This is a genomic window from Kitasatospora sp. NPDC051914 (genome assembly GCF_040680995.1).
In the GTDB taxonomy this organism is placed as follows: domain Bacteria; phylum Actinomycetota; class Actinomycetes; order Streptomycetales; family Streptomycetaceae; genus Kitasatospora.
Genome location: NZ_JBFAXX010000016.1, coordinates 43,242 through 62,497 on the forward strand (window position 1 = coordinate 43,242; position 19,256 = coordinate 62,497).

The following is a 19,256-nucleotide window of genomic DNA, read 5'->3' on the forward strand; positions in this document are numbered from 1 at the left end:
CCTGGACCGACTGCCTTCCTACCGACTGCCCGAGTGCCTTCCTAGGGCTCCACCAGGGCCGGGTGGCGGGGGTCGTCGACCTTGACCGAGAGGTCGGCGAGGTCGCGGGGGCGGGTCTCCTCCTCGTAGCGGGCGAAGGCGGGCAGGGTCCAGCGTTCGTCCTCGGGGGTGTGCCGGGCGAGGGCGGCGGGGCCCATGGCCAGGTGCACCGTCAGTTCGAAGGGCAGCCAGCGGCCGAGCAGCAGTGCACCGTCCACCAGCAGCACTCCGCCGGGCGGCAGCTCGGTGTACGGTGCCCGGGTGGCCCGGTCGGCGGCCGCGTCCCAGAGCGAGGGCAGCACCCGTCCGCTCCCGCCCGGGTCCAGCGGCGCGAGGACCTCGCGCAGCAGCGCACCGTCGTCGAGCCACAGGTCGTGGAAGGCGTCGGCGTCGTGCCGGCCGTACTCCAGCCGCAGCGAGGCGGGCCGCAGGAAGTCGGCGGCGGACACCCGGAGGACCGGGCGGCCGCGCAGCCGCAGCGGTTCGACGAGCGCGTCCGCGAGGGCGCCGGGCCGGGTGGCGGCCGCGCCGTCGAGGGCGACCCGTACCCACGGGGCGTCCCGCGCCGCGTCCTCGATCCGGTCGGCGACCAGGCCGGCCAGCCGCTCCCGGGAGATCGGTGTCACCCTCACCCTGCTGCTCCTTCCTCCCGCCGGGCCGACTATATTGCGCCGGAACTGACGGACCATCACGCGAACACCGCACCCACCGGGGAGAACGCCGTGCCCGAGCTGACCCTTGCCGACGTCGACGCCCTCGCCGCCGAGGCCCATGCCGGGCAGGTGGACAAGATCGGTGCACCGTACGTCGAGCACGTGCGCGCCGTCGCCGCCGGGCTGGCGCCGTTCGGCACCGGCCTGCAGATGGCGGCGCTGCTGCACGACGTCCTGGAGGACACCCCGCTGACCGCCGACGACCTGCTGCGTGCCGGGGTGCCGTTCGGCGTGGTGGCGACCGTGCGGCGGGTCACCCGGGTCTCCGGGGTCGCCTACGGTGCGATGCTGGAGCAGATCGCCACCGACCACTCCGCGACCCTGGTGAAGATCGCCGACAATGCGCACAACTCGGTGGCCGAGCGCGCAGCCCGGCTCGACGAGGCGGACCGCCGCAGGCTCGCCGACCGCTACCGGGCCGCCCGCCGGGTGCTGTGGCCGGCCGCCGCCCCGGCCGACGTCCGGACCATCGTCGGGATCGTCAACCCCGCCCTGCTGGACGAGCTCGGCTGACCCGCCGGGCCCGCCCCGCCGCAGGCCGGGCGAGGTGTGGCCCCCGGGCCCCGGCAGGAGCACGCTGGAGTCAGGAACGCGGCCGGCCCGCCCGCCGCGGCGGCTCCGCCGCCCTGCGCCGCGGGCCCGCGCCGACCGCCCGAGCACAGGGAGCCGGCCATGTCCGACATGTACCAGCGGATGAACGACAAGACCGAGCGGGACGAGGAGGACGTGCGCTCGCGCGACCCCGAGGAGGGCATCACCTCGTACCAGACCGCGCACGCGCAGGACGAGTCGATGGCCGAGGGCGACCGCATGGACGAGCCCGCCGAGGAAGCGAACCGGTGAGCGCCGCCTTCGCGGCCGACGGGCCGCACACCACCGAGTGGCAGGTGAAGCTGCTGGTGACCGAGGACGGCGACGTCACCCGGGCGCACGCCGTCCTCGAGTCCGGCGGTACCGTCCTGGACGGCGGCGGTGCGATGGTGGCCGACGCGGAGGCCCGCCGCAGCGCCCACGACCCGGCGGTCGCCGCGATCGGCGACGAGCTGGCCGTCGGCCGCGCCCTGATGGACCTCGGCCACCGCCTGGTGCACGCCGGTTCGGTCGCCGCCGAGGCCGCCGAGTCCGCCCGCCGCCGCGACACGGAGTGACCGTGCACGGACGACCCGCGGCCCACCTGGGAGTAGTAGCCGCAGGCGACAAGTAGTGTGCGAAACAGCCGAATCGTGACCTTCCACCACCCACGGACCGGAACCTGCCGGCCCGTGGGTGCGTCACTGTCGGTGGCCGTACACCCGGTACGGTGTCCGACAGCATGGTGGCAGGAACGGTGGACGAGAACAGAGGCAAGGGCGGCCCCGAGGGCCAGGCCCCCCAGGACGCTGCGGTACCGCAGGACGCGCGCTGGGAGCTGCCCGGCTACACCCACGAGCGCGAGCTCGGCGCGGGAGCGGCCGGGCGAGTCGTGCTGGCCAGCCACGATGCGACCGGCACGCCCGTCGCGGTCAAGTACCTCAACGGCGAGCACGCCGACCACGAGAACTTCCGTACCGAGGCCGCGCTGCTGGCCGGCCTCGACTCCCCGCACGTGACCCGGCTGTACGAGTACGTGGAGGGCCCGCGCGGCGCCGCCATCGTCATGGAGCTGGTCGACGGCATCTCGCTGCGCGACCTGCTGCAGGCCGAGGGCGCCACCGAACCCGAGGCCGCGCTCACCGTGCTCAAGGGCTCGCTGCTCGGCCTCGCCGACGCGCACCGGGCCGGCGTGGTGCACCGCGACTACAAGCCCGGCAACGTCATCGTCACCACCGAGGGCGTCTCCAAGCTGGTCGACTTCGGCATCGCCGTGCAGAGCGGCGCCAAGGGCGACATCGCCGGCACCCCCGCCTACATGGCCCCCGAGCAGTGGGCAGGCGAGGCGGCCTCCCCGGCCGGCGACGTGTACGCCGCGACCGCCACCTTCTTCGAGTGCCTCACCGGTGCCAAGCCGTACGCCGGCACCACGCTGATGGAGCTGGCCGTCCAGCACACCGAGGCCGACATCCCCGACGAGCAGGCGCCCGAGGCGCTGCGTCCGCTGATCAGGGCCGGCCTCGCCAAGACGCCGGAGGAGCGGCCGGACGGCGCCGCCGACCTGGTCGCCCAGCTGGAGACGGTCGCCGCCGGCGCGTACGGGCCCGAGTGGGAGGAGCGCGGCCGCGGCCAGCTGGCCGGCCTGGTCGCCCTGCTCCCGCTGCTGCTGCCGCACGCGGGCGGACACGCCGCCGGCAACACCTCGGTCGCCACCACCACGCTCGCGCAGGCCCCGAGCGCGGTCGACCCGGTGCGGCGGTTCGGCACGCGGGCCAAGGTGCTCAGCGCCGCGACCGGCCTCGTCCTGCTCGGCGGCACCCTCGCGGGCGTCGCCGCCGCGGGCTCCTCCGACTCGAGCACGACCACCGAGGTCGCCGCCCCGAAGGCCACCACGACCTTCGGTTCGGACGGCCCCGTGGCGCCCTCGCCGAGCGCCTCGCCCTCGGAGTCGGCCTCGCCCTCGCCGTCCGCCTCGGAGTCGGCGTCCCCGTCGGCGAGCCCGTCGCCCTCCGCGTCGCCGTTCGCCTCGCCGAGCACCTCGCCGACCAAGAAGCCCACCGTGGCACCGCCGACCACCCCGCCGAGCACGCCGCCGACGACGCCCACCACCAGCGCCCCGCCGCCGCCGGTCCTGCGGGTCATGCGGCTGAGCGTCAACACCGCCTGCGGCAGCCGGTCCTACGAGGTGGTCGCCACCGTCACGGCCTCGACGGACGGCGCGGCGAGCGGCACGGTGACCCTCTCCTGGTACGCCAACGGAAGCCGCACGCCGTACTCCACCGTCCCGCTCACCATTCCGAAGGGGACGAAGACCTTCACCACCACCGTGTCGGCCCCGACCAGGTCGGGCACCTGGACCGCGAAGGTGAGTTCGAGTCCGGCGGCCGAATCGGGCCAGGGCAGCGCATCCGGTCCCGTCAACACGAGCTACTGCGTCATCCTGACCTGAGGAACGAGACATGAGCACCCCGCAGCAGCCGGACGAGGACGCCACCGTCCGATTCGGCTCCAAGCCGCCGCAGGCGGACGAGACCGTCCGCCTCAACGCGCCCAAGCCCGACCCGGAGGCGACCTTCCGCCTCGGCCCGGCCGCGGCTCCCAACCCCGACGCCACGGTCCGCCTCAACGCCCCGAACCCCGACCTCGAGGGCACGGTGCGCCTCGGTGCGCCGAATCCGGATCTCGAGGGCACGGTCCGCCTCAACGCCCCGAACCCCGACCTCGAGGGCACGGTGCGGCTGCCCTCGGGGCCGCAGGCCGGCCCCGAGGGCACCGTCCGGCTGGGGCAGGCCGGGCCGAACCCGGAGGCGACCGTCCGGCTGGACACCGCGAAGCGGGCGCCGCAGCCGTACGTCCAGCCGCCGCAGCCCCAGCCGCAGGCCCAGGGCTTCGAGAGCGCCACCTTCCTCGACCCGCAGGCCTGGCCGACCCCGCCGGTCGGCACCGCCTTCCCTGCACAGACCCCTGCGATGGGGACGCCTGCGCCCGCGGTGACCCCTGCGATGGGGACGCCCGTTCCGGCGGTCACCCCGGCGATGGGCACGCCCGTTCCGGCGGTGACCCCCGCGATGGGCACGCCCGTTCCGGTTGCCCCGCCGGCCCAGCAGGACGGGCTGCAGCGGTTCGGGCCCGGTGTGCCGCCCCAGGCCGCCGCGGTGTGGCACGGCGCGACCAACGTGCCGCCGGCCCCCGAGCAGCCCAAGAAGCGGCGCCGCCGCTGGCTGCTGCTGCCGCTGATCCTGCTGCTCGCCGTGCTGGCCTGGCTGGCCTGGGACCGGTACGGCCGCCCGGTCTCGGTGACCGGCGTGACCGTGCGCACCGACAACGCCCAGGGCCCGTCCTGCGACGGGACCGCCGTGATCACCGGCACCGTGCAGACCGAGGGCGGTGCGGGCACCGTCCGCTACCGCTGGAAGCGCAGCGACGGCACGGACTCGGGCGTCCTCACCCAGCCGGTGTCCAACGGCCGCCGCAGCACGGACGTGGTGCTGCGCTGGACGTTCCAGGGCCGCGGCAGCATGCAGGCGACGGCCACCCTGGAGATCGTCGGGCCCGGCAGCGGCTCGGCCTCGGTGGCCTTCCCCTACAACTGCCCCTGAGGCGACTGTTCCTGATCCGATCGACCCGATCCGCCCCCGGCGGCCTCCGACAGGTCCGTACGACCTGCCGGAGGCCGCCGTCGGCGTCCCGGCCGCAGGAGTACGGCGGCGTGTCCCGGACGGGGTCGGGGCCCGCCGTGGCGATCACGGCGGGCCCCGACCCGGTTGCTGCAGGCGGTGCGGTCAGCAGCGGCCGATGGTCTCGCAGTCCTCCCAGCGGGTGCCGGTACCGGCGTGGGTGCCGGTCGCCTCGTCGCCGCCGCGGGCGGGGGCGTTCAGCGACTTGAGCTTCGGGGTGACGGGCGTGGCGGCCGGCGCGCTCGGGCTCGGGGCGGCCGCGGGGCCGGTGGCGAGCCGGACGGCGATCGCGTCGATCACCGGGCGCGGGCTGGTGCCCGCGAAGTTGCTGATCATCACCGAGAAGATCAGCTTGCGGCCGTCGGGCGCGGTGGCGTAGCCCATCAGGTTGTCGACGCCGCTCATCGAGCCGCTCTTGGCGTGCACGTTGTTCTCGGCCTTGGTGCCGCGCATGCGGGCGGCCAGGGTGCCGCCGACCATGCGGTCCGGGTTGCCGGCGACGGGCAGCGCGTTGTACCAGGCGTTGAACCAGGGCTTGTCCTGGGCGGCCTTGAGCAGGCCGGCCATCTTGCCCGGGGTGATCAGGTCGTAGCGGGAGAGGCCGGAGCCGTCGACCTGGCGGCCGCCCGGGGTCTCCAGGCCGTTGGCCTTGAGGAAGCCCTTGACCTGGTTGATGCCGGTGGCCCAGTCGCCCCTGCCGCCCTTGACCTTGCCGAGTTCCTTGGTCAGGTGCTCGGCGATGCCGTTGTTGCTGATCTTCAGCATCGGGACGACCAGCTCGGCGAGGGTCTTGGAGTCGTGCGAGGCGAGCGGCTGCGAGGTCTCCGAACCGGTGGCCGTCTGGACGCCGCGCTGCACCTTCACGCCGTGCCGGGCGAGCGCGCCGGCGAAGACCTTGGCGGCGTAGGTGGCCGGGTCCTCGACGGTCACCCAGTAGGTGGCGGGCGCGGCGCCGGCGGCGATGCTGCCGGAGAGCAGCACCTCGTTGGCGCCGCGTCGGCGGTCGACGTCGGCGGTGGAGGCGCTGCCGGCCGCGCCGGTGGTGATGCTGCCGGTGAACTTCATCGGGGCCTCGGCCGGCACCAGGGCGACCTTGGCCTTCTCGCCGGCCGCGCCCGGGGTGACGACGACCTGGACGGTGTCCATCTGGTACTCGGCGTCGTTGGCGACGGTCAGGCCGGATATCTGCGGGCTGTACGAGTAGGACTCGTCGTCCCATGCCCAGCCGGGGCCGAGCGGGGTGTTGTCGTAGCGGCTGCCGTCGGCGAGCACCCGGCCGGTGACGGTGGTGATGCCGGAGGCGGCGACCTTGGCGGCCAGGTCGTCGAGGTCCTGGACGAGCAGGCTGGGGTCGCCGCCGCCGCGCAGCACCAGGTCGCCGGCGAGCTTGCTGCCGGACGCGGTGCCGGTGGTGCGGACCTCGGTGGTGAAGCGGTGGTCGGCGCCGAGCAGGTCGAGGGCGGCCGCCGAGGTGACGGTCTTCATGGTGGACGCCGGGGTGAGCAGGGCGCCGGGCTGGCGTGCGTAGAGGACCTGGCCGGTGGCGGCGTCGAGGACCTGGACGCCGGCCTGCGCGTTGGCGAGGCGGGCGTCGGCCAGCAGCGCGTCGAGGTCGGCCGTCAGCGTCGGGTCGACCGGGGCCGGGTTGTCGGCCTGGGCCGAGCCGGCCAGCAGGGTGGCGGCGAGGGCGGCGGCTGCAAGCGGCAGGGCGCGGCGGTGCAGGCGTGCGGGCACAGATGCTCCAGGAATCGGGTGCGGCGGGGCGCGCGCGTCGCCCACGCCCCCCATTGGTCTGTACATTATCACCTGACTGACCGTCAGATGATCTTCCTCGGGGTGGTGGACCCCTGCCCCTGTACACGCCTCGGGCGCCCCGGAGGTATCACGGTTCTGCGGGAATTCCGGTTGCACGCCGCGCCGGTTCCCGTGCGGTGGAATCCGGCCGGCCCGCGGGCTCAGCCCACCGAGAAGGCGGTGACCCCGCTGTCCGTCCCGACCGGCACCCGCCCGCCGCCGACCACCGGCGACCCGCCCCGCCCGAGGTCCACCCGCCGGTCCTCGTGCAGCGAGCCGTCCTGGCCCACCGTCAGCCGGGCCAGCCCCTGCCGGCAGGGCACGTACACCGCGGCGCCGCCGTACGCCGGGCAGACCGTCGCCTGCGCGACCTGCCCGCCGATGCCGCCGAGCCGCCGCGCGTCCATCACGTACGCCTCGCCGCGCTTGCCCGCGGCCGGCACGTGGTTGCCGACCCGCACCGGTGCGAGCGGGCCCGGGTCCAGGTCGGAGGCGTTGTCGTCCGCCCAGGTCGAGGGGGCGAAGAAGTCGAGCCGCTGCAGCTCGGGGGGAGAGGGCCACGACGGAGTCCGAGCCGTCGTAGGAGCCGCCCACCGACTCGCCGTTGCCCACCGCGACCAGCACCCGGTCGCCGAGCACCAGCGGCTGCGCGTACACCGCGCCGTCGAGCTTCGCCGTCCAGGCGCCCCGCAGCGGGCCGACCGCCGCCGGTCAGCTCGGGGCGATCGCACCGCCGCCGGCCTTCACCGCCTCCACCATCCGCTGATGGAGCTCGCGCGCCGTCGCCTCGTCCCCGGCGGGCACCGGGCTGCCCTCCACGGTGAACCAGTCCAGCGCCCCGCTGTACTGCACCGTCAGCCGGGCCTCGCCCTCGATCCACGTCGTGTGGACCGTCAGATCGCCCTTGATGACGCCCAACTCGACCGTTCGCACCCCACCGGTGCCGGCGAGAATGCCCTGCGTGGTCCAGGTCGCCCAGGTGTTCACGGAGCCTCCCCGATGTGCGGCCGACAGTACGAACTCGTCATGCCCCAAGACATACCGGGTGACACTCCGGTTTCCGGTCGAATCACCCCGCCGTGGGCATGTCGGGGCCGCTCAGCAGGGCCCTGGGCAGGGCCCCGGCGGCATCGGGCGTGCCGTGCGGGGCGCGGCTACCATCGGCGGTATGGGAGAGCGACCCGCCGCGCTCACCGCGCCGCAGCTGGTACTCGAGACCGACGGCGACTCGCAGGTCATCAGCCCGAGTCGCACGTACCACGTCGGCCGCGACCCGACGAGCGAGATCGTCCTCAGCGACCCGCGGGTCTCCTGGCACCACGCGGTGCTGCACGCCGACGGCGACCACTGGTCGCTCGACGACACCGGTTCCACCAACGGCACCTTCACCGACGGCCACAGGGTGCAGCACCTGGACGTCGGCCCCGGCAGCGTGCTCCGCTTCGGCAGCGCCGCCGACGGGCCCTGCTGCACCCTCCACGAGCTGCCCCGGAAGCCGGCCGTCGACCGGCAACCGTCCGCGCTGACCGCCATCACCGGCTCGCTGCGCCCCCCGACCACCGTCCGCCCGCTGCCGGCGAAGGTGGTGCGGATCGGCCGCGCCCCCGACAACGACCTGGTCGTCGGCGACCTGTCGGTCTCCCGCCGGCACGCCGAACTGCGCGCCCGGCCCGACGGCCGCTTCGAGATCGCCGACGTCGGCAGCCACAACGGCACCTACCTCAACGGCCAGCCGGTGCTCAACGCCCTGGTCGGCGAGGGCGACCTGATCGGCATCGGCCACTCGGTGTTCTGCCTGGTCGGCGACGAGCTGCAGCAGTTCGTCGACACCGGCGACGTCGACCTCGACGTGGACGGCCTCACCGTCACCGTCGCCGGCGGCCGCCGGCTGCTCGACTCGGTGACCTTCCCGGTCGGCCAGAAGACGCTGCTCGCCGTGGCCGGCCCGAGCGGCGCCGGCAAGTCCACCCTGCTCAACGCCCTCACCGGGCTGCGGCCCGCCGACGAGGGCGCCGTCCGCTACGACGGCCGCGACCTGTACCGCGACTACGCCGAGCTGCGCCGCCGGATCGGCCTCGTCCCGCAGGACGACATCCTGCACACCCAGCTGCCGGTCCGCCGCGCCCTGCGGTACGCCGCCGAACTGCGCTTCCCCGGCGACACCGCCGCCGCCGAGCGCGAGGCCCGGGTCGAGGAGGTCATCCACGAACTCGGCCTGGAGAAGCGCGCCGACCAGGTGATCTCCAGCCTCTCCGGCGGCCAGCGCAAGCGGGTCAGCGTCGCCCTGGAGCTGCTCACCAAGCCCTCGCTGCTCTTCCTGGACGAGCCGACCTCCGGCCTCGACCCCGGCATGGACCGCTCGGTCATGCAGATGCTGCGCAACCTGGCCGACGACGGGCGCACCGTCATCGTCGTCACCCACAGCGTGCTCAGCCTCGACCTGTGCGACCGGCTGCTGCTGCTCGCCCCCGGCGGCCGGATCGCCTTCTACGGCCCGCCCGGCGAGACGCTGGACTTCTTCGGCTTCGAACAGTGGCCGGACGCCTTCGACGCCTTCGAGAACGACACCGACCGCGACTGGGCCGGCCAGTACCGGTCCTCGCCCGCCTACCGCCGCTACATCGCCGGCGCGATGGACCACCCCGGGCCGGCCGCCCTCCCGGCGCCCGCTGCCGAGGCGCCCGCGCCGCCGCCCCCGCCGCCGCAGAGCTGGGGCAAGCAGGTCTCCACACTGGTCCGCCGGTACGCCACCGCGCTGACCGCCGACCGCACCTTCCTGGCCGTCATGATCGCGCTGCCGTTCGTCATGGGCGCGATGGCCCGGGCGCTGGCCGGCAGCAAGCTGGACGAGAACAGCGTCTTCAACGGGCTGCTGATCCTCTGCGTCGGCGCGGTCCTCACCGGCGCCGCCAACTCCGTCCGCGAGCTGGTCAAGGAACGCGTCATCTACCAGCGTGAACGCGCCGTCGGCCTGTCCAGATCGGCGTACCTCTGGTCGAAGATCATCGTGTTGGGCACGATCACCGTCGTCCAGGCGGTGGTGCTCACCATGGTCGCCCTGCTGGGCGTCGACCTGCGCCCCCGGGGCGGCAGCGGCGTCCTCATGCCGTCGCTGGCGGAGATCACCCTGTCCGTCGCCCTGCTCGCCTTCACCGCCATGATGCTCGGCCTGCTCATCTCCGCCCTGGTGAAGAAGGAGGAGGTGACCATGCCGCTGCTGGTGCTCGTCGCGATCGTGCAGGTGGTGTTCTGCGGCGCGCTGATCCAGCTGAACAACACGCTCGGCCTCGCCCAGCTGTCCTGGCTCGTCCCCTCCCGATGGGCGTTCGCCGCGATGGCCGCCACCCTCGACCTGCGCGCCGTCGTGCCCCAGCCGATCACCTCCGACCCCCTGTTCCGCCACGAGACCTCCGCCTGGCTGATCGACATGGGCATGATGGTGGTGCTGAGCATCGTCCTCGGCCTGCTGGTCTCCCGCCTGCTGCGCCGTCACGAACCCGCCGTGATGCGGAGGTGACCGCCGGATGACAGCCCCGTACGAGTTCCAGCCGACCCATGTGGCCCCCGCCGACGGGCTGCAGACCTGGGCGAGCCCGGACCCGTCCCGGCCCTCGGTGCGGCTCGACCCGCTGCTGCCCGTCCGGGTCGCCGACAGCAGCGGCAACTGGTCCCGGATCGTCTGCTCCAACGGCTGGTCGGCCTGGGTCGACGGCCGCCTGCTGGTCACCGTGCCGCACCCGCCGCCCGGCACCGACCACGGCCTAGCCACCGTCGAGGACCCGCGGCCGCTGCTCGCCGCCCTGGAGAAGGCCCTCGCCTCCTACCGCCGCCTGGTCGGCGAGTACGCGAACGGCCTGATCGACCTGGAGACCTTCCGCGAGCGCACCCGCAACCTGCGGCTCGGCGCCGTCCTCGACGGTCCGTCCGCCTGGCTGCTCGACCTCGACCAGGGCCGCTGGTTCTACAGCGACGGCACCCGGCTCCAGACGTACGCCACCGTCGAGCCGCCGTCCGCCGAGGCGTCCGCGGCCGGCACCCGGGGTGAGGCCGGATGACCACCGCCGCACCGACCGACCTGACCGGCCACCAGCTCGCCGCCTACCGGCTGGAGCAGCTGATCGGGCGCGGCGGCATGGCCGTGGTCTACCGCGCCGAGGACCTGCGCCTCGGCCGCACCGTCGCGGTCAAGCTGCTCGCCCCCGACCTCGTCCGCAACGACGTCTTCCGGGAGCGCTTCGTCCGCGAGTCCAAGGCCGCCGCGGCCATCGACCACCCGCACATCGTGCCCGTCTACGATGCCGGCGAGGCCGACGGCCTGCTCTACATCGCGATGCGGTACGTCAGCGGCCGCGACCTGCGCGCCCTGCTCGACCGGGAGGGCCCGCTCTCGCTGCGGCAGACCGTGCGGATCACCACCCAGGTCGCCTCCGCGCTGGACGCCGCACATAGCCACGACCTCGTCCACCGCGACGTCAAGCCGGGCAACATCCTGGTCGCCGAGGGCACCGACTCCGAGCACCCCGAGCACGTCTACCTCACCGACTTCGGCCTCACCAAGAAGTCCCTCTCGCTCTCCGGCCTGACCACCGTCGGCCAGTTCGTCGGCACCCTGGACTACGTCGCCCCCGAACAGATCAACGGCAAGCCGGTGGACGGGCGCTGCGACGTCTACAGCCTCGCCTGCGTGGTCTACGAGATGCTCTCCGGCACCCCGCCCTACCAGCGCGACGACGACCTCGCCCAGCTCTGGGCCCACCTCAACGACCCGCCGCCGCACCTCAGCGAACAGCGCCCCAACCTGCCGCCCGCCCTGGACGACGTGCTGATCCGGGCACTCGCCAAGACCCCGGACGAACGCTACGACAGCTGCCTGGCCTTCGTGGGCGCCCTGCACGGCGTCGAGCACGTCGCGGCGATCCCCGTGCCGACCCCGACCGAGCTCGTCCCCCAGATCCCCGAGTCGGCCGTACCGAAGACGTCGGCCGTACCGAAGACCCCGCCCCCACCCCCGCCCGAGCCCCCGCCCTGGGCCCTCCCCGTCTACGGCACCGGCAGGGACTGACAGCAGGGACCGGCCAGGGCAGCACCGAGGGGTGCCCTACGCCTGTGGGTGGTTGTTGCGGCGTACGCGGGCCGCCGTCCAGCCGCCGATCAGGCCGACGACCGCGCCCCAGACCGCGCCGACGGCGACCAGCACCAGCAGGTCCGGCTCCAGGACCGCTGCGCCGCTGCCGCCGAAGCCCAGCAGCGTCAGGCCGTAGGCGGCGGAGATCCGGGTCAGCACGCCGATCAGCAGCATCGCCACGGCCAGTGCCAGCGCCAGGTGCAGGGCGTGCTGCCAGGCTTTGACCGTGGGCGGTGCGTGCATCGCCATGCCGAGGCCGGTCAGCAGCAGTGCCACCACGGCGAGGGCGACCAGCAGCCACGCCCGGGAGTCCTGTTCGGTGAGGGTGGCGAGGTCCAGCCGGACGTTCTGGTCGTCCCGCAGCACCCCGGCCAGCGGCTGCGGCATCGGCAGGCCGAGGGTGCCCGCGACATGGCCGTGCCAGGCCCCGCCCATGCCGACGCCGAGCGCCAGCCAGGCCAGGTTCGGCAGGCCGAGGAAGACCACCGCCAGCGTCTGCTTGGCGTGTCCGCCGACCGCGGCCTCCACCAGCCCGACCGGCAGCGCCAGCGCCACGTACACCAGCAGCAGCGTCAGGGTGGCGTGTGCGGCCGGGCGGACGGCGGTGTGGAAGCGCAGCAGCGGCAGCGGCAGCGGGGTGCGCCGGGAGACGGCCAGTGCCAGCAGCAGGACGACCGCCAGCCACAGCAGGCCGAAGCCGACCGCCCGGCCGGTGTCCACCGCGAAGCCGACCGTCGGGGAGGCTCCGATGAGGTCGCCCAGTTCGTCGACCAGCGGTTCGCCGGTGGACACGGTGAAGCTCTTCTCGGCCGGCAGCGAGAGCAGCAGCACCGCCGCCGTCCACAGCACCGCGACCCGGCCCACCCGGGCCAGCAGCTCGCGGCCGGTGACGGTGGCGTGCAGCCGCATCGGCCGCAGGAACAGCCAGGCCAGCAGCAGCGCCCCGGTCAGCCCGACCGACAGCGGCACCGCCTCGATCCCGCCCTTGGCGCCGGCCACGAACGCCGCCCCGCCCTCCACCCGGGCGGACGCACCGAAGGCCATCAGCACGGTGGCGGCGACCACCGCCCCGTAGCCGCCGGACGGCAGCTCGTTCGCTCCCGCGAAGTACAGGCCGACGGCCGCCATCGCCACCATGCCCGCCATCGCGGCCGCCACCGCAGCCAGGGCCTCGCCCCAGTGCCGCAGCTCGGTCGCGGGGCCGCCGGTCCCGGCCCCTGTTCCGCTGCTCGTACGGGCACCGGGCCCGCTGCTCGTCCGCACACTCAGCTCCTGCCGGGTCGGCTCCGGTGGACTCCTTCCAGATTCCGCCCGCGGCCGGGGAACGGCGAGCTGTCGCGCGGGCGGGCCCGGGCGCGCGGAGAATGGCCTCCGGGGGGTGTCAAGGACGGGAGGAACACCCGTGAGCCCGAACCCGCCGCCACCCGACCAGCCGTCCGGCCCGCCCGAGGGCCCGGCCGGGCCGCCGTCCGGACCGCTCTCCGGCCCTCCCTCCAGCCCGCCGCCGTCCGGCGGCCGACCGGGCGATTCCAGTCCGACCTCCTACCCCTCGGGCCCGCCGTCCGGACCGACCTCCGGCCCGGGCGCCCACCCGGGCGGGGCCGGTGGCACCGGGGGGCCGCCCAGCGGTCCGCGGACGGTGGTCACGGGCGGCGGAGGCGGCGGCGAGCACCGGCGCACTCCGTGGTGGCGCAACCCGCGCACCGTCCTGCCGGCCGGTATCGCGGCGGTGGTGCTCGGCGTCGTCCTCGGCCTGGTGCTCAGCGCCGGGTCCGGCGGCACGGCGGCGGCCCAGCCGGTCGCGCTGCAGCCGGCCGGCTCCGCCGGGCAGGACCCGTTCACCGGCTCGGTCGCCCAACAGGGCGCGAGCCCGAGCGCCGGCTACAGCTCGGCCGCAGCGCCCACAGGCGGCACCCGCAGCGGCGGCGACGCGGGCCTCTACGGCGGCACCATGAACGTCTCCAGCTGCGACGTCCCCAAACTGAGCGGATTCCTCTCCGCCAACCCGGACAAGGCCAAGGCCTGGGCCGGGGTCGAGGGCATCCAGCCCAACGAGATCGACGCCTACCTGAAGAGCCTCACCCCGGTGCTGCTGCGGGCCGACACCCGGGTCACCAACCACGGCTTCAGCAACGGCCAGGCCACCGCGTACCAGGCCGTCCTGCAGACCGGCACCGCCGTGCTGATCGATTCGCACGGTGTGCCGCGAGTCCGCTGCGCCTGCGGCAACCCGCTGACGCCGCCGACCGGCGCGCCCGCCTCGTACCAGGGGCAGCCCTGGTCCGGCTTCAACGGGCAGCAGGTGGTCACGGTGACGCCCGCCCCGGCGCCGATCGAGGTGGTCGTGCTGGTGGACGCGAACGGCACCCCGTTCGGCCGGCCGACCGGCGGCACGGGCGGCGACACCACCCACGTGCCGACGATGCCGCCCTCCTCGCCGTCCTCGGGTTCGACCTCCGGCTCGCCGTCCAGCGGCTCGCCGTCCTCGGGGACACCGTCGAGCGGCACCCCGTCGAGCGGCACCCCGTCCTCCGGCAGCCCGAGCTCGGGGCCGTCGGGCTCGGAGTCCGGCTCGCCCTCGGCCCCGTCCTCGGCCCCGTCGGGCTCGGAGCCCGGCTCGCCCTCGGCCCCGTCCTCGGCTCCCTCCTCGGCCCCGTCCTCGGTGTACTCCTCCGCCCCGCAGAGCGCCCAGTCGGCACCGGCCTCCGCCCCGGTGTCCTGACCGCGACGACCCCGCCGGGCACCGACCGCCGTGTCGGTGCCCGGCGGTAGGTTCCGCGGCATGGGATTCACCGGAAACCTCACCGTCGCCCGCTCGCACACCCCGCTGGCCGAGAGCTCCGCCGTCCGCGCGAGCGGGGCCCTCCCGCAGCAGTCGGCGCAGGCCGGGGCATGGCAGTTCCTGGCGACGTCCGGGGAGGACGTGCGGGCCGCAGCCCTCGCGGCGGAGACGGCCGGGCCGGTGGTGAGTGCGTTCGTCCTCGAGCCGAAGGGCCCGCCGGTGCCGAAAGGGAGGAGCGAGGGAGCGCAGCGACGGAACGACGACCGTCGGCGCCGGGTACAGAGGGCCCGGAGGCGAGCAGACAAATCAGACAGCGACTTCGCCGTGGTCGAGGCGTTCGACGCCGACGGGCCGACCTGGACGTGCGTGCTCTCGCCCGAGACGGCGCTGGACTACGACTGCCCTCAGGACTGGATCGGCGAGCCCGCCGAGACCGCCCGCACCGCGGCCGACTGGGCCGCCGCCCACGGCCTGACGGCCGACCACGCAGCCCTCGCCGCCGTCCTCGCCGCCGAGAGCGACCCGTTCGCCGAGGACCTCGTCCTGGAGCTGTTCGCCGCCCTCGGCCTCCCTTTCGGTACTCCCGCCGCCACCTGACCGTCGGCGCGCCCCGCGGGGGCGACCGGCTGGTAGCTTCGGGGCGCATGGAGAGCACGCAGAGTACGCAGGGCACCGCAGAGTCCGTCCGAGCCGCGCTGGACGGCTGGGGAGTGCCCTACGGGTGGGTGGAGATCGACCCGGAGTTCGCCGACACCGCGCAGTTCTGCGAGCGGTACGGCTTCACCCTGGAGGACTCGGTCAACTGCATCCTCGTGGTGGGCAAGACCGAGCCGCGCCGCTACGCCGCCTGCCTCGTCCAGGCCACCCGGCGGCTGGACGTCAACCGGGCCGTCAAGAAGCTGCTCGGCGCCCGCCGGGTGTCCTTCGCGAGCGCCGAGGAGACCGTCGAGCTGACCGGTATGCAGGTCGGCGGGGTGACGCCGGTGGCGCTGCCGCCGGGGATGCCGGTGTACGTGGACGCGCCGGTGCTGGAGCGCGCCGAGATCGTCCTCGGCGGCGGTGACCGGGCCGGCAAGCTGCTCGTCGCCCCGGAGGCCCTGCTCGCCCACCTCCCGGGCGCCGAGGTCGTCGACGGACTGTCCACCGCCCCGCCGGTCTGACACCGGGCCGGACGCCGCGGCCGGGGGACGGGGGGAACCTGGACGGAACGTCCAGCGCGGCCCCCTTGCGCCACTCCATTTCGTCTCCTGCCAAACCGCGGTTCGGGCGCACAGAATGTGCGTCACGCCGAACGAAGGAAGTGCAGATGGGGACGGAACCGACGGAATCGGGCGCCGGTGCGCCGTTCCCGGGTGCGCCGCTCGCCGGAGTGCTCGTCGCGGACTTCGGGCGGGTGCTCGCGGCCCCGTACGCCACGATGCTGCTCGCCGACCTCGGCGCGGACGTGGTCAAGGTCGAACGCCCCGACGGCGGCGACGACACCCGCGCCTGGGGCCCGCCCTACGCTCCGGACGGGCAGGCCACCTACTACCTGTCGGTCAACCGCAACAAGCGCTCACTCACCCTCGACCTGCGCGAGGAGGCCGGTCGCCGCCGGGCCCTCGAACTCGCCCGCCGCGCCGACGTGGTGGTGGAGAACTTCCGCCCCGGCACCATGGCCCGGCACGGCCTCGCGTACGAGGACGTGCACGCCGTCAACCCGCGCGCCGTGTACTGCTCGATCACCGGCTTCGGCACCGGCGAGGGCGCCGCGCTGCCCGGCTACGACCTGCTGATCCAGGCCGTCGGCGGGTTGATGAGCGTCACCGGACCGGGGCCCGGCCAGCCCGTGAAGGCCGGGGTCGCCCTGGTCGACGTCCTCACCGGCCTGCACGCCGCCGTCGGCATCCTCGCCGCCCTGCGCGAGCGCGACACCACCGGCCGCGGCCAGCTCGTCGAGGTCAACCTGCTCTCCACGCTGCTGTCCAGCCTGGTCAACCAGTCCGCCGGCTACACCCTGGCCGGCGCCGTCCCCGGCATCCTCGGCAACCGCCACCCGTCCATCGCCCCGTACGAGGTGTTCCGCGCCGCCGACCGGCCGCTGGTGGTCGCGGTCGGCAACGACCGCCAGTTCGGCGCGCTGTGCCGCGGCGTGGACGCCCCAGACCTCGCCGACGACCCGCGCTTCACCACCAACGCCGACCGGGTCGCGCACGTCGACGAACTCGCCGAGGAGATCGGCCGGCGGCTCAAGGAGCGCACCGCCGCCGCCTGGTTCGAGCACCTCACCCCGCTCGGCGTCCCCTGCGGCCCGGTCAACGACGTCGCCGGCGCCTTCGGACTCGCCGAACGCCTCGGACTCGCCCCGCGCACCGACCAGGGCCTGCCCGCCAACCCGATCGGCCTCTCCCGCACCCCGCCCGCCTACCGCCTGGCCCCGCCGCGGCTCGGCGAGCACACCGACGAACTCCTCGCCTGGCTCGACGCACCCCACCACCCCACGAACGGAGACACCCCGTGACCGGCCCGATGAAGGACCCGCTCGACCTGCTCGACATCCCGTCGCTGCTCACCGACGAGGAGCGCGAGATCCAGGCCACCGTGGCCCGCTTCCTCGCCGACCACGTCCGCCCCAACCTCGCCGAATGGTTCGAGAACGCGCACTTCCCGCGGGAGATCGCCCCCGAACTCGGCAAGCTCGGCGTCCTCGGCATGCATCTGGAGGGCTACGGCTGCGCCGGCACGAACGCGGTCGCCTACGGCCTGGCCTGCCTGGAGCTGGAGGCCGCCGACTCCGGCTTCCGCAGCTTCGTCTCCGTCCAGGGCTCGCTCGCCATGTACTCCATCCACCGCTACGGCTCCGAGGAGCAGAAGCGGGAGTGGCTGCCGCGGATGGCCGCCGGCGAGGCGATCGGCTGCTTCGGCCTGACCGAGCCGGACTTCGGCTCCAACCCGGCCGGCATGCGCACCAAGGCCGTCCGCGACGGCGACGACTGGATCCTCAACGGCGCCAAGATGTGGATCACCAACGGCGCCATCGCGGACATCGCCACCGTCTGGGCCTCGACCGAGGAGGGCATCCGCGGCTTCCTCGTCCCGCGCGGCACCCCCGGCTTCGAGACCCGCGAGATCAAGCAGAAGCTCTCGCTGCGCGCCTCCACCACCGCCGAGCTGAGCTTCGCGGACGTCCGGCTGCCCGCCTCCGCGCAGCTGCCCGGGGCACGCGGGCTCGGCGCCCCGCTGGGCTGCCTCAACGAGGCGCGTTTCGGCATCCTCTTCGGCGCGGTCGGTGCCGCCCGCGACTGCCTGCAGACCGCGCTGGCGTACGGCGCCGACCGGATCCAGTTCGACCGGCCGATCAGCGGCTTCCAGCTCACCCAGCAGAAGTTCGCCGACATGGCCGTCTCGCTCAACAACGCAGCCCTGCTCGCCGTCCACCTCGGCCGGCTCAAGGAGCAGGGCCGGATCCGCCCAGAGCAGGTCAGCACCGGCAAGCTCAACAACGTCCGCGAGGCGATCGCCATCGCCCGCGAGTGCCGCACGATCCTCGGCGCCAACGGCATCTCGCTGGACTACTCGCCGCTGCGCCACGCCAACAACCTGGAGTCCGTCCTCACCTACGAGGGCACCAGCGAGATCCACACCCTCGTCATCGGCCAGGCCCTCACCGGCATCCCCGCCTACCGCTGACGCCGCCCCCATGTGCCGGTAGGTCTCAGCCCAGGAAGGCGCGCAGCAGGGCGGCCGTGGCGGCCAGGTGCTCCTCGGTCGCCCGCCGCGCGCCGTCGGCGTCACCTGCCAGGATCGCGTCCACCATGCCGCGGTGCTGGTGGGCGGCGTGGTCGATGTTCCGCTCCAGCATCGGGATGGCGTTGAGCAGGTCGTTCAGCCGCATCCGGGCCTCGGCGATCGCGGTGGCCAGCGAGCGCGAGCCGGTGAGTTCGGCGATCGCCAGGTGGAAGCGGGAATCCAGGCGCCGGTACTCCTCCGGCGGGGCCTGCTCCAGCTCGGTCAGCCGCCGCTGCAGGTAGGCGCGCTGCTCGGCGGTGAGGCTGCGGCGGGCGGCCGTCTCCGCGGCGCCGGCCTCCAGGACGAGCCGGTAGGTGAGTGCGTCCTCGAGCTCCTCGCCGAGGTCGCTGGCGGCCCGGCGCAGCTCGGCGACGTCCGGCGGCGGCATCCGGTAGGTGACGAAGGTGCCGCCGTAGCGGCCGCGGCGGGACTCCACGGCGCCCGCCTGCTGCAGGGAACGGATCGCCTCGCGCAGGGTCTCGCGGCCGACGCCGAGCCGGGCGGCGAGGTCGCGTTCGGCGGGCAGCCGGTCGCCGTGGCCGAAGACGCCCAGCTTGATGGCCTGCAGCAGCCGTTCGACGGTCTCCTCGAAGGCGTTGCCCGTCCGGACGGGCCGGAAGATCGCCCCCGCCTGCCAGTCGATCCCTGCCTCGTCCACGCGGGCATCGTACCCACGGCCCTCCGCCCGGAGGTGAGCGGGCGACAGAACAGCCCGGAGGTGAGCGGGCGACAGAACTGCGCGCCCCTCTTGACGTGCCCCGAACCCAGGGTGAACGATGCTGCCCACT

At 74.4% G+C, this 19,256-nt stretch carries 19 protein-coding genes; 13 read left to right on the forward strand and 6 right to left on the reverse strand.

Translation table 11 applies throughout. From position 1 onward, the window contains the following. Positions 1-41 precede the first annotated feature (41 nt). Entirely contained in the window at positions 42-671 is a 630-nt protein-coding gene (locus AB0M03_RS13005) for a uridine kinase (RefSeq protein WP_363491452.1), read from the reverse strand. Positions 672-761: 90 nt separating this feature from the next. On the opposite strand from AB0M03_RS13005, the gene AB0M03_RS13010 reads away from it, so the two are divergent. The 5 genes from AB0M03_RS13010 to AB0M03_RS13030 all read left to right on the forward strand — a co-directional run bounded on the left by AB0M03_RS13010 (position 762) and on the right by AB0M03_RS13030 (position 4,921). Next, on the forward strand, positions 762-1,265 hold the full coding sequence (locus AB0M03_RS13010; protein ID WP_363491453.1) for an HD domain-containing protein: 504 nt from the start codon (positions 762-764) through the stop codon (positions 1,263-1,265). Positions 1,266-1,424: 159 nt separating this feature from the next. Continuing rightward, positions 1,425-1,595: a hypothetical protein gene (locus AB0M03_RS13015; RefSeq protein ID WP_363491454.1), complete on the forward strand. Its 171-nt coding sequence runs from the start codon at positions 1,425-1,427 to the stop codon at positions 1,593-1,595. Continuing rightward, a complete protein-coding gene (locus AB0M03_RS13020; RefSeq protein WP_363491455.1) occupies positions 1,592-1,900 on the forward strand; it encodes a dsRBD fold-containing protein in 309 nt (102 codons plus the stop codon). The genes AB0M03_RS13015 and AB0M03_RS13020 overlap by 4 nt, the downstream gene beginning before the upstream one ends. Before the next feature lie 179 nt (positions 1,901-2,079). Beyond that, complete coding sequence (locus AB0M03_RS13025; protein ID WP_363491456.1) at positions 2,080-3,771, forward strand: serine/threonine-protein kinase; 1,692 nt, start codon at positions 2,080-2,082, stop codon at positions 3,769-3,771. A 10-nt stretch (positions 3,772-3,781) separates the two neighbouring features. Then, positions 3,782-4,921, forward strand: coding sequence for a hypothetical protein (locus tag AB0M03_RS13030; protein ID WP_363491457.1), 1,140 nt, complete (start codon positions 3,782-3,784; stop codon positions 4,919-4,921). Between the two features lie 183 nt (positions 4,922-5,104). On the opposite strand, the gene dacB is transcribed toward AB0M03_RS13030, so the two are convergent. From dacB to AB0M03_RS13045, 3 genes are all read right to left on the reverse strand, one after another. Continuing rightward, positions 5,105-6,733: a D-alanyl-D-alanine carboxypeptidase/D-alanyl-D-alanine-endopeptidase gene (gene dacB, locus AB0M03_RS13035; RefSeq protein WP_363491458.1), complete on the reverse strand. Its 1,629-nt coding sequence runs from the start codon at positions 6,731-6,733 to the stop codon at positions 5,105-5,107. Positions 6,734-6,954: 221 nt separating this feature from the next. Then, on the reverse strand, positions 6,955-7,254 hold the full coding sequence (locus tag AB0M03_RS13040) for a hypothetical protein (RefSeq protein WP_363491459.1): 300 nt from the start codon (positions 7,252-7,254) through the stop codon (positions 6,955-6,957). Between the two features lie 250 nt (positions 7,255-7,504). Further along, complete coding sequence (locus AB0M03_RS13045) at positions 7,505-7,780, reverse strand: hypothetical protein (RefSeq protein ID WP_363491460.1); 276 nt, start codon at positions 7,778-7,780, stop codon at positions 7,505-7,507. Between the two features lie 181 nt (positions 7,781-7,961). Here AB0M03_RS13045 and AB0M03_RS13050 point away from each other — a divergent pair, with 181 nt between their 5' ends. From AB0M03_RS13050 to AB0M03_RS13060, 3 genes are read left to right on the forward strand one after another with little or no spacing between them, the layout of a single operon-like run. Further along, positions 7,962-10,310 carry an FHA domain-containing protein gene (locus tag AB0M03_RS13050; RefSeq protein WP_363491461.1) on the forward strand — a complete coding sequence of 783 codons (2,349 nt, stop codon included), beginning with the start codon at positions 7,962-7,964 and terminating at the stop codon, positions 10,308-10,310. A 7-nt stretch (positions 10,311-10,317) separates the two neighbouring features. Then, positions 10,318-10,848 (forward strand): hypothetical protein, encoded by a 531-nt coding sequence (locus AB0M03_RS13055; protein WP_363491462.1) that lies wholly within the window; start codon positions 10,318-10,320, stop codon positions 10,846-10,848. Further along, positions 10,845-11,855 (forward strand): serine/threonine-protein kinase, encoded by a 1,011-nt coding sequence (locus tag AB0M03_RS13060; protein WP_363491463.1) that lies wholly within the window; start codon positions 10,845-10,847, stop codon positions 11,853-11,855. Before AB0M03_RS13055 ends, AB0M03_RS13060 begins: the two co-directional genes overlap by 4 nt. A 36-nt stretch (positions 11,856-11,891) precedes the next feature. Here AB0M03_RS13060 and AB0M03_RS13065 read toward each other — a convergent pair whose 3' ends face one another. After that, the gene (locus AB0M03_RS13065; protein ID WP_363491464.1) at positions 11,892-13,181 is read right to left on the reverse strand and encodes a streptophobe family protein; all 1,290 of its coding nucleotides are present in this window, start codon (positions 13,179-13,181) and stop codon (positions 11,892-11,894) included. A 139-nt stretch (positions 13,182-13,320) separates the two neighbouring features. Here AB0M03_RS13065 and AB0M03_RS13070 point away from each other — a divergent pair, with 139 nt between their 5' ends. The 5 genes from AB0M03_RS13070 (at position 13,321) to AB0M03_RS13090 (ending at position 18,369) form a co-directional block, all read left to right on the forward strand. Beyond that, entirely contained in the window at positions 13,321-14,640 is a 1,320-nt protein-coding gene (locus tag AB0M03_RS13070; protein WP_363491465.1) for a DUF6777 domain-containing protein, read from the forward strand. 60 nt (positions 14,641-14,700) lie between these two features. Then, positions 14,701-15,297, forward strand: coding sequence for a hypothetical protein (locus AB0M03_RS13075; protein ID WP_363491466.1), 597 nt, complete (start codon positions 14,701-14,703; stop codon positions 15,295-15,297). A 47-nt stretch (positions 15,298-15,344) separates the two neighbouring features. Then, a complete protein-coding gene (locus AB0M03_RS13080) occupies positions 15,345-15,860 on the forward strand; it encodes a YbaK/EbsC family protein (protein ID WP_363491467.1) in 516 nt (171 codons plus the stop codon). Between the two features lie 146 nt (positions 15,861-16,006). After that, positions 16,007-17,200, forward strand: a complete 1,194-nt coding sequence (locus AB0M03_RS13085; RefSeq protein WP_363491468.1) for a CoA transferase — start codon at positions 16,007-16,009, stop codon at positions 17,198-17,200. Positions 17,201-17,208: 8 nt separating this feature from the next. Next, complete coding sequence (locus AB0M03_RS13090; protein WP_363491535.1) at positions 17,209-18,369, forward strand: acyl-CoA dehydrogenase family protein; 1,161 nt, start codon at positions 17,209-17,211, stop codon at positions 18,367-18,369. Between the two features lie 25 nt (positions 18,370-18,394). Here AB0M03_RS13090 and AB0M03_RS13095 read toward each other — a convergent pair whose 3' ends face one another. After that, positions 18,395-19,126: an FCD domain-containing protein gene (locus AB0M03_RS13095; RefSeq protein WP_363491469.1), complete on the reverse strand. Its 732-nt coding sequence runs from the start codon at positions 19,124-19,126 to the stop codon at positions 18,395-18,397. Between the last annotated feature and the right edge of the window lie 130 nt (positions 19,127-19,256).

Excerpts from the sequence above, each read along its gene's own strand:
- AB0M03_RS13015 (WP_363491454.1), top strand. The coding sequence starts at position 1,425 with ATGTCCGACATGTACCAGCGGATGAACGACAAGACCGAGCGGGACGAG.
- AB0M03_RS13075 (WP_363491466.1), top strand. The coding sequence starts at position 14,701 with ATGGGATTCACCGGAAACCTCACCGTCGCCCGCTCGCACACCCCGCTG.
- AB0M03_RS13080 (WP_363491467.1), top strand. The coding sequence starts at position 15,345 with ATGGAGAGCACGCAGAGTACGCAGGGCACCGCAGAGTCCGTCCGAGCC.
- AB0M03_RS13085 (WP_363491468.1), top strand. The coding sequence starts at position 16,007 with ATGGGGACGGAACCGACGGAATCGGGCGCCGGTGCGCCGTTCCCGGGT.
- AB0M03_RS13060 (WP_363491463.1), top strand. The coding sequence starts at position 10,845 with ATGACCACCGCCGCACCGACCGACCTGACCGGCCACCAGCTCGCCGCC.
- AB0M03_RS13050 (WP_363491461.1), top strand. The coding sequence starts at position 7,962 with ATGGGAGAGCGACCCGCCGCGCTCACCGCGCCGCAGCTGGTACTCGAG.
- AB0M03_RS13030 (WP_363491457.1), top strand. The coding sequence starts at position 3,782 with ATGAGCACCCCGCAGCAGCCGGACGAGGACGCCACCGTCCGATTCGGC.
- AB0M03_RS13055 (WP_363491462.1), top strand. The coding sequence starts at position 10,318 with ATGACAGCCCCGTACGAGTTCCAGCCGACCCATGTGGCCCCCGCCGAC.
- AB0M03_RS13090 (WP_363491535.1), top strand. The coding sequence starts at position 17,209 with ATGAAGGACCCGCTCGACCTGCTCGACATCCCGTCGCTGCTCACCGAC.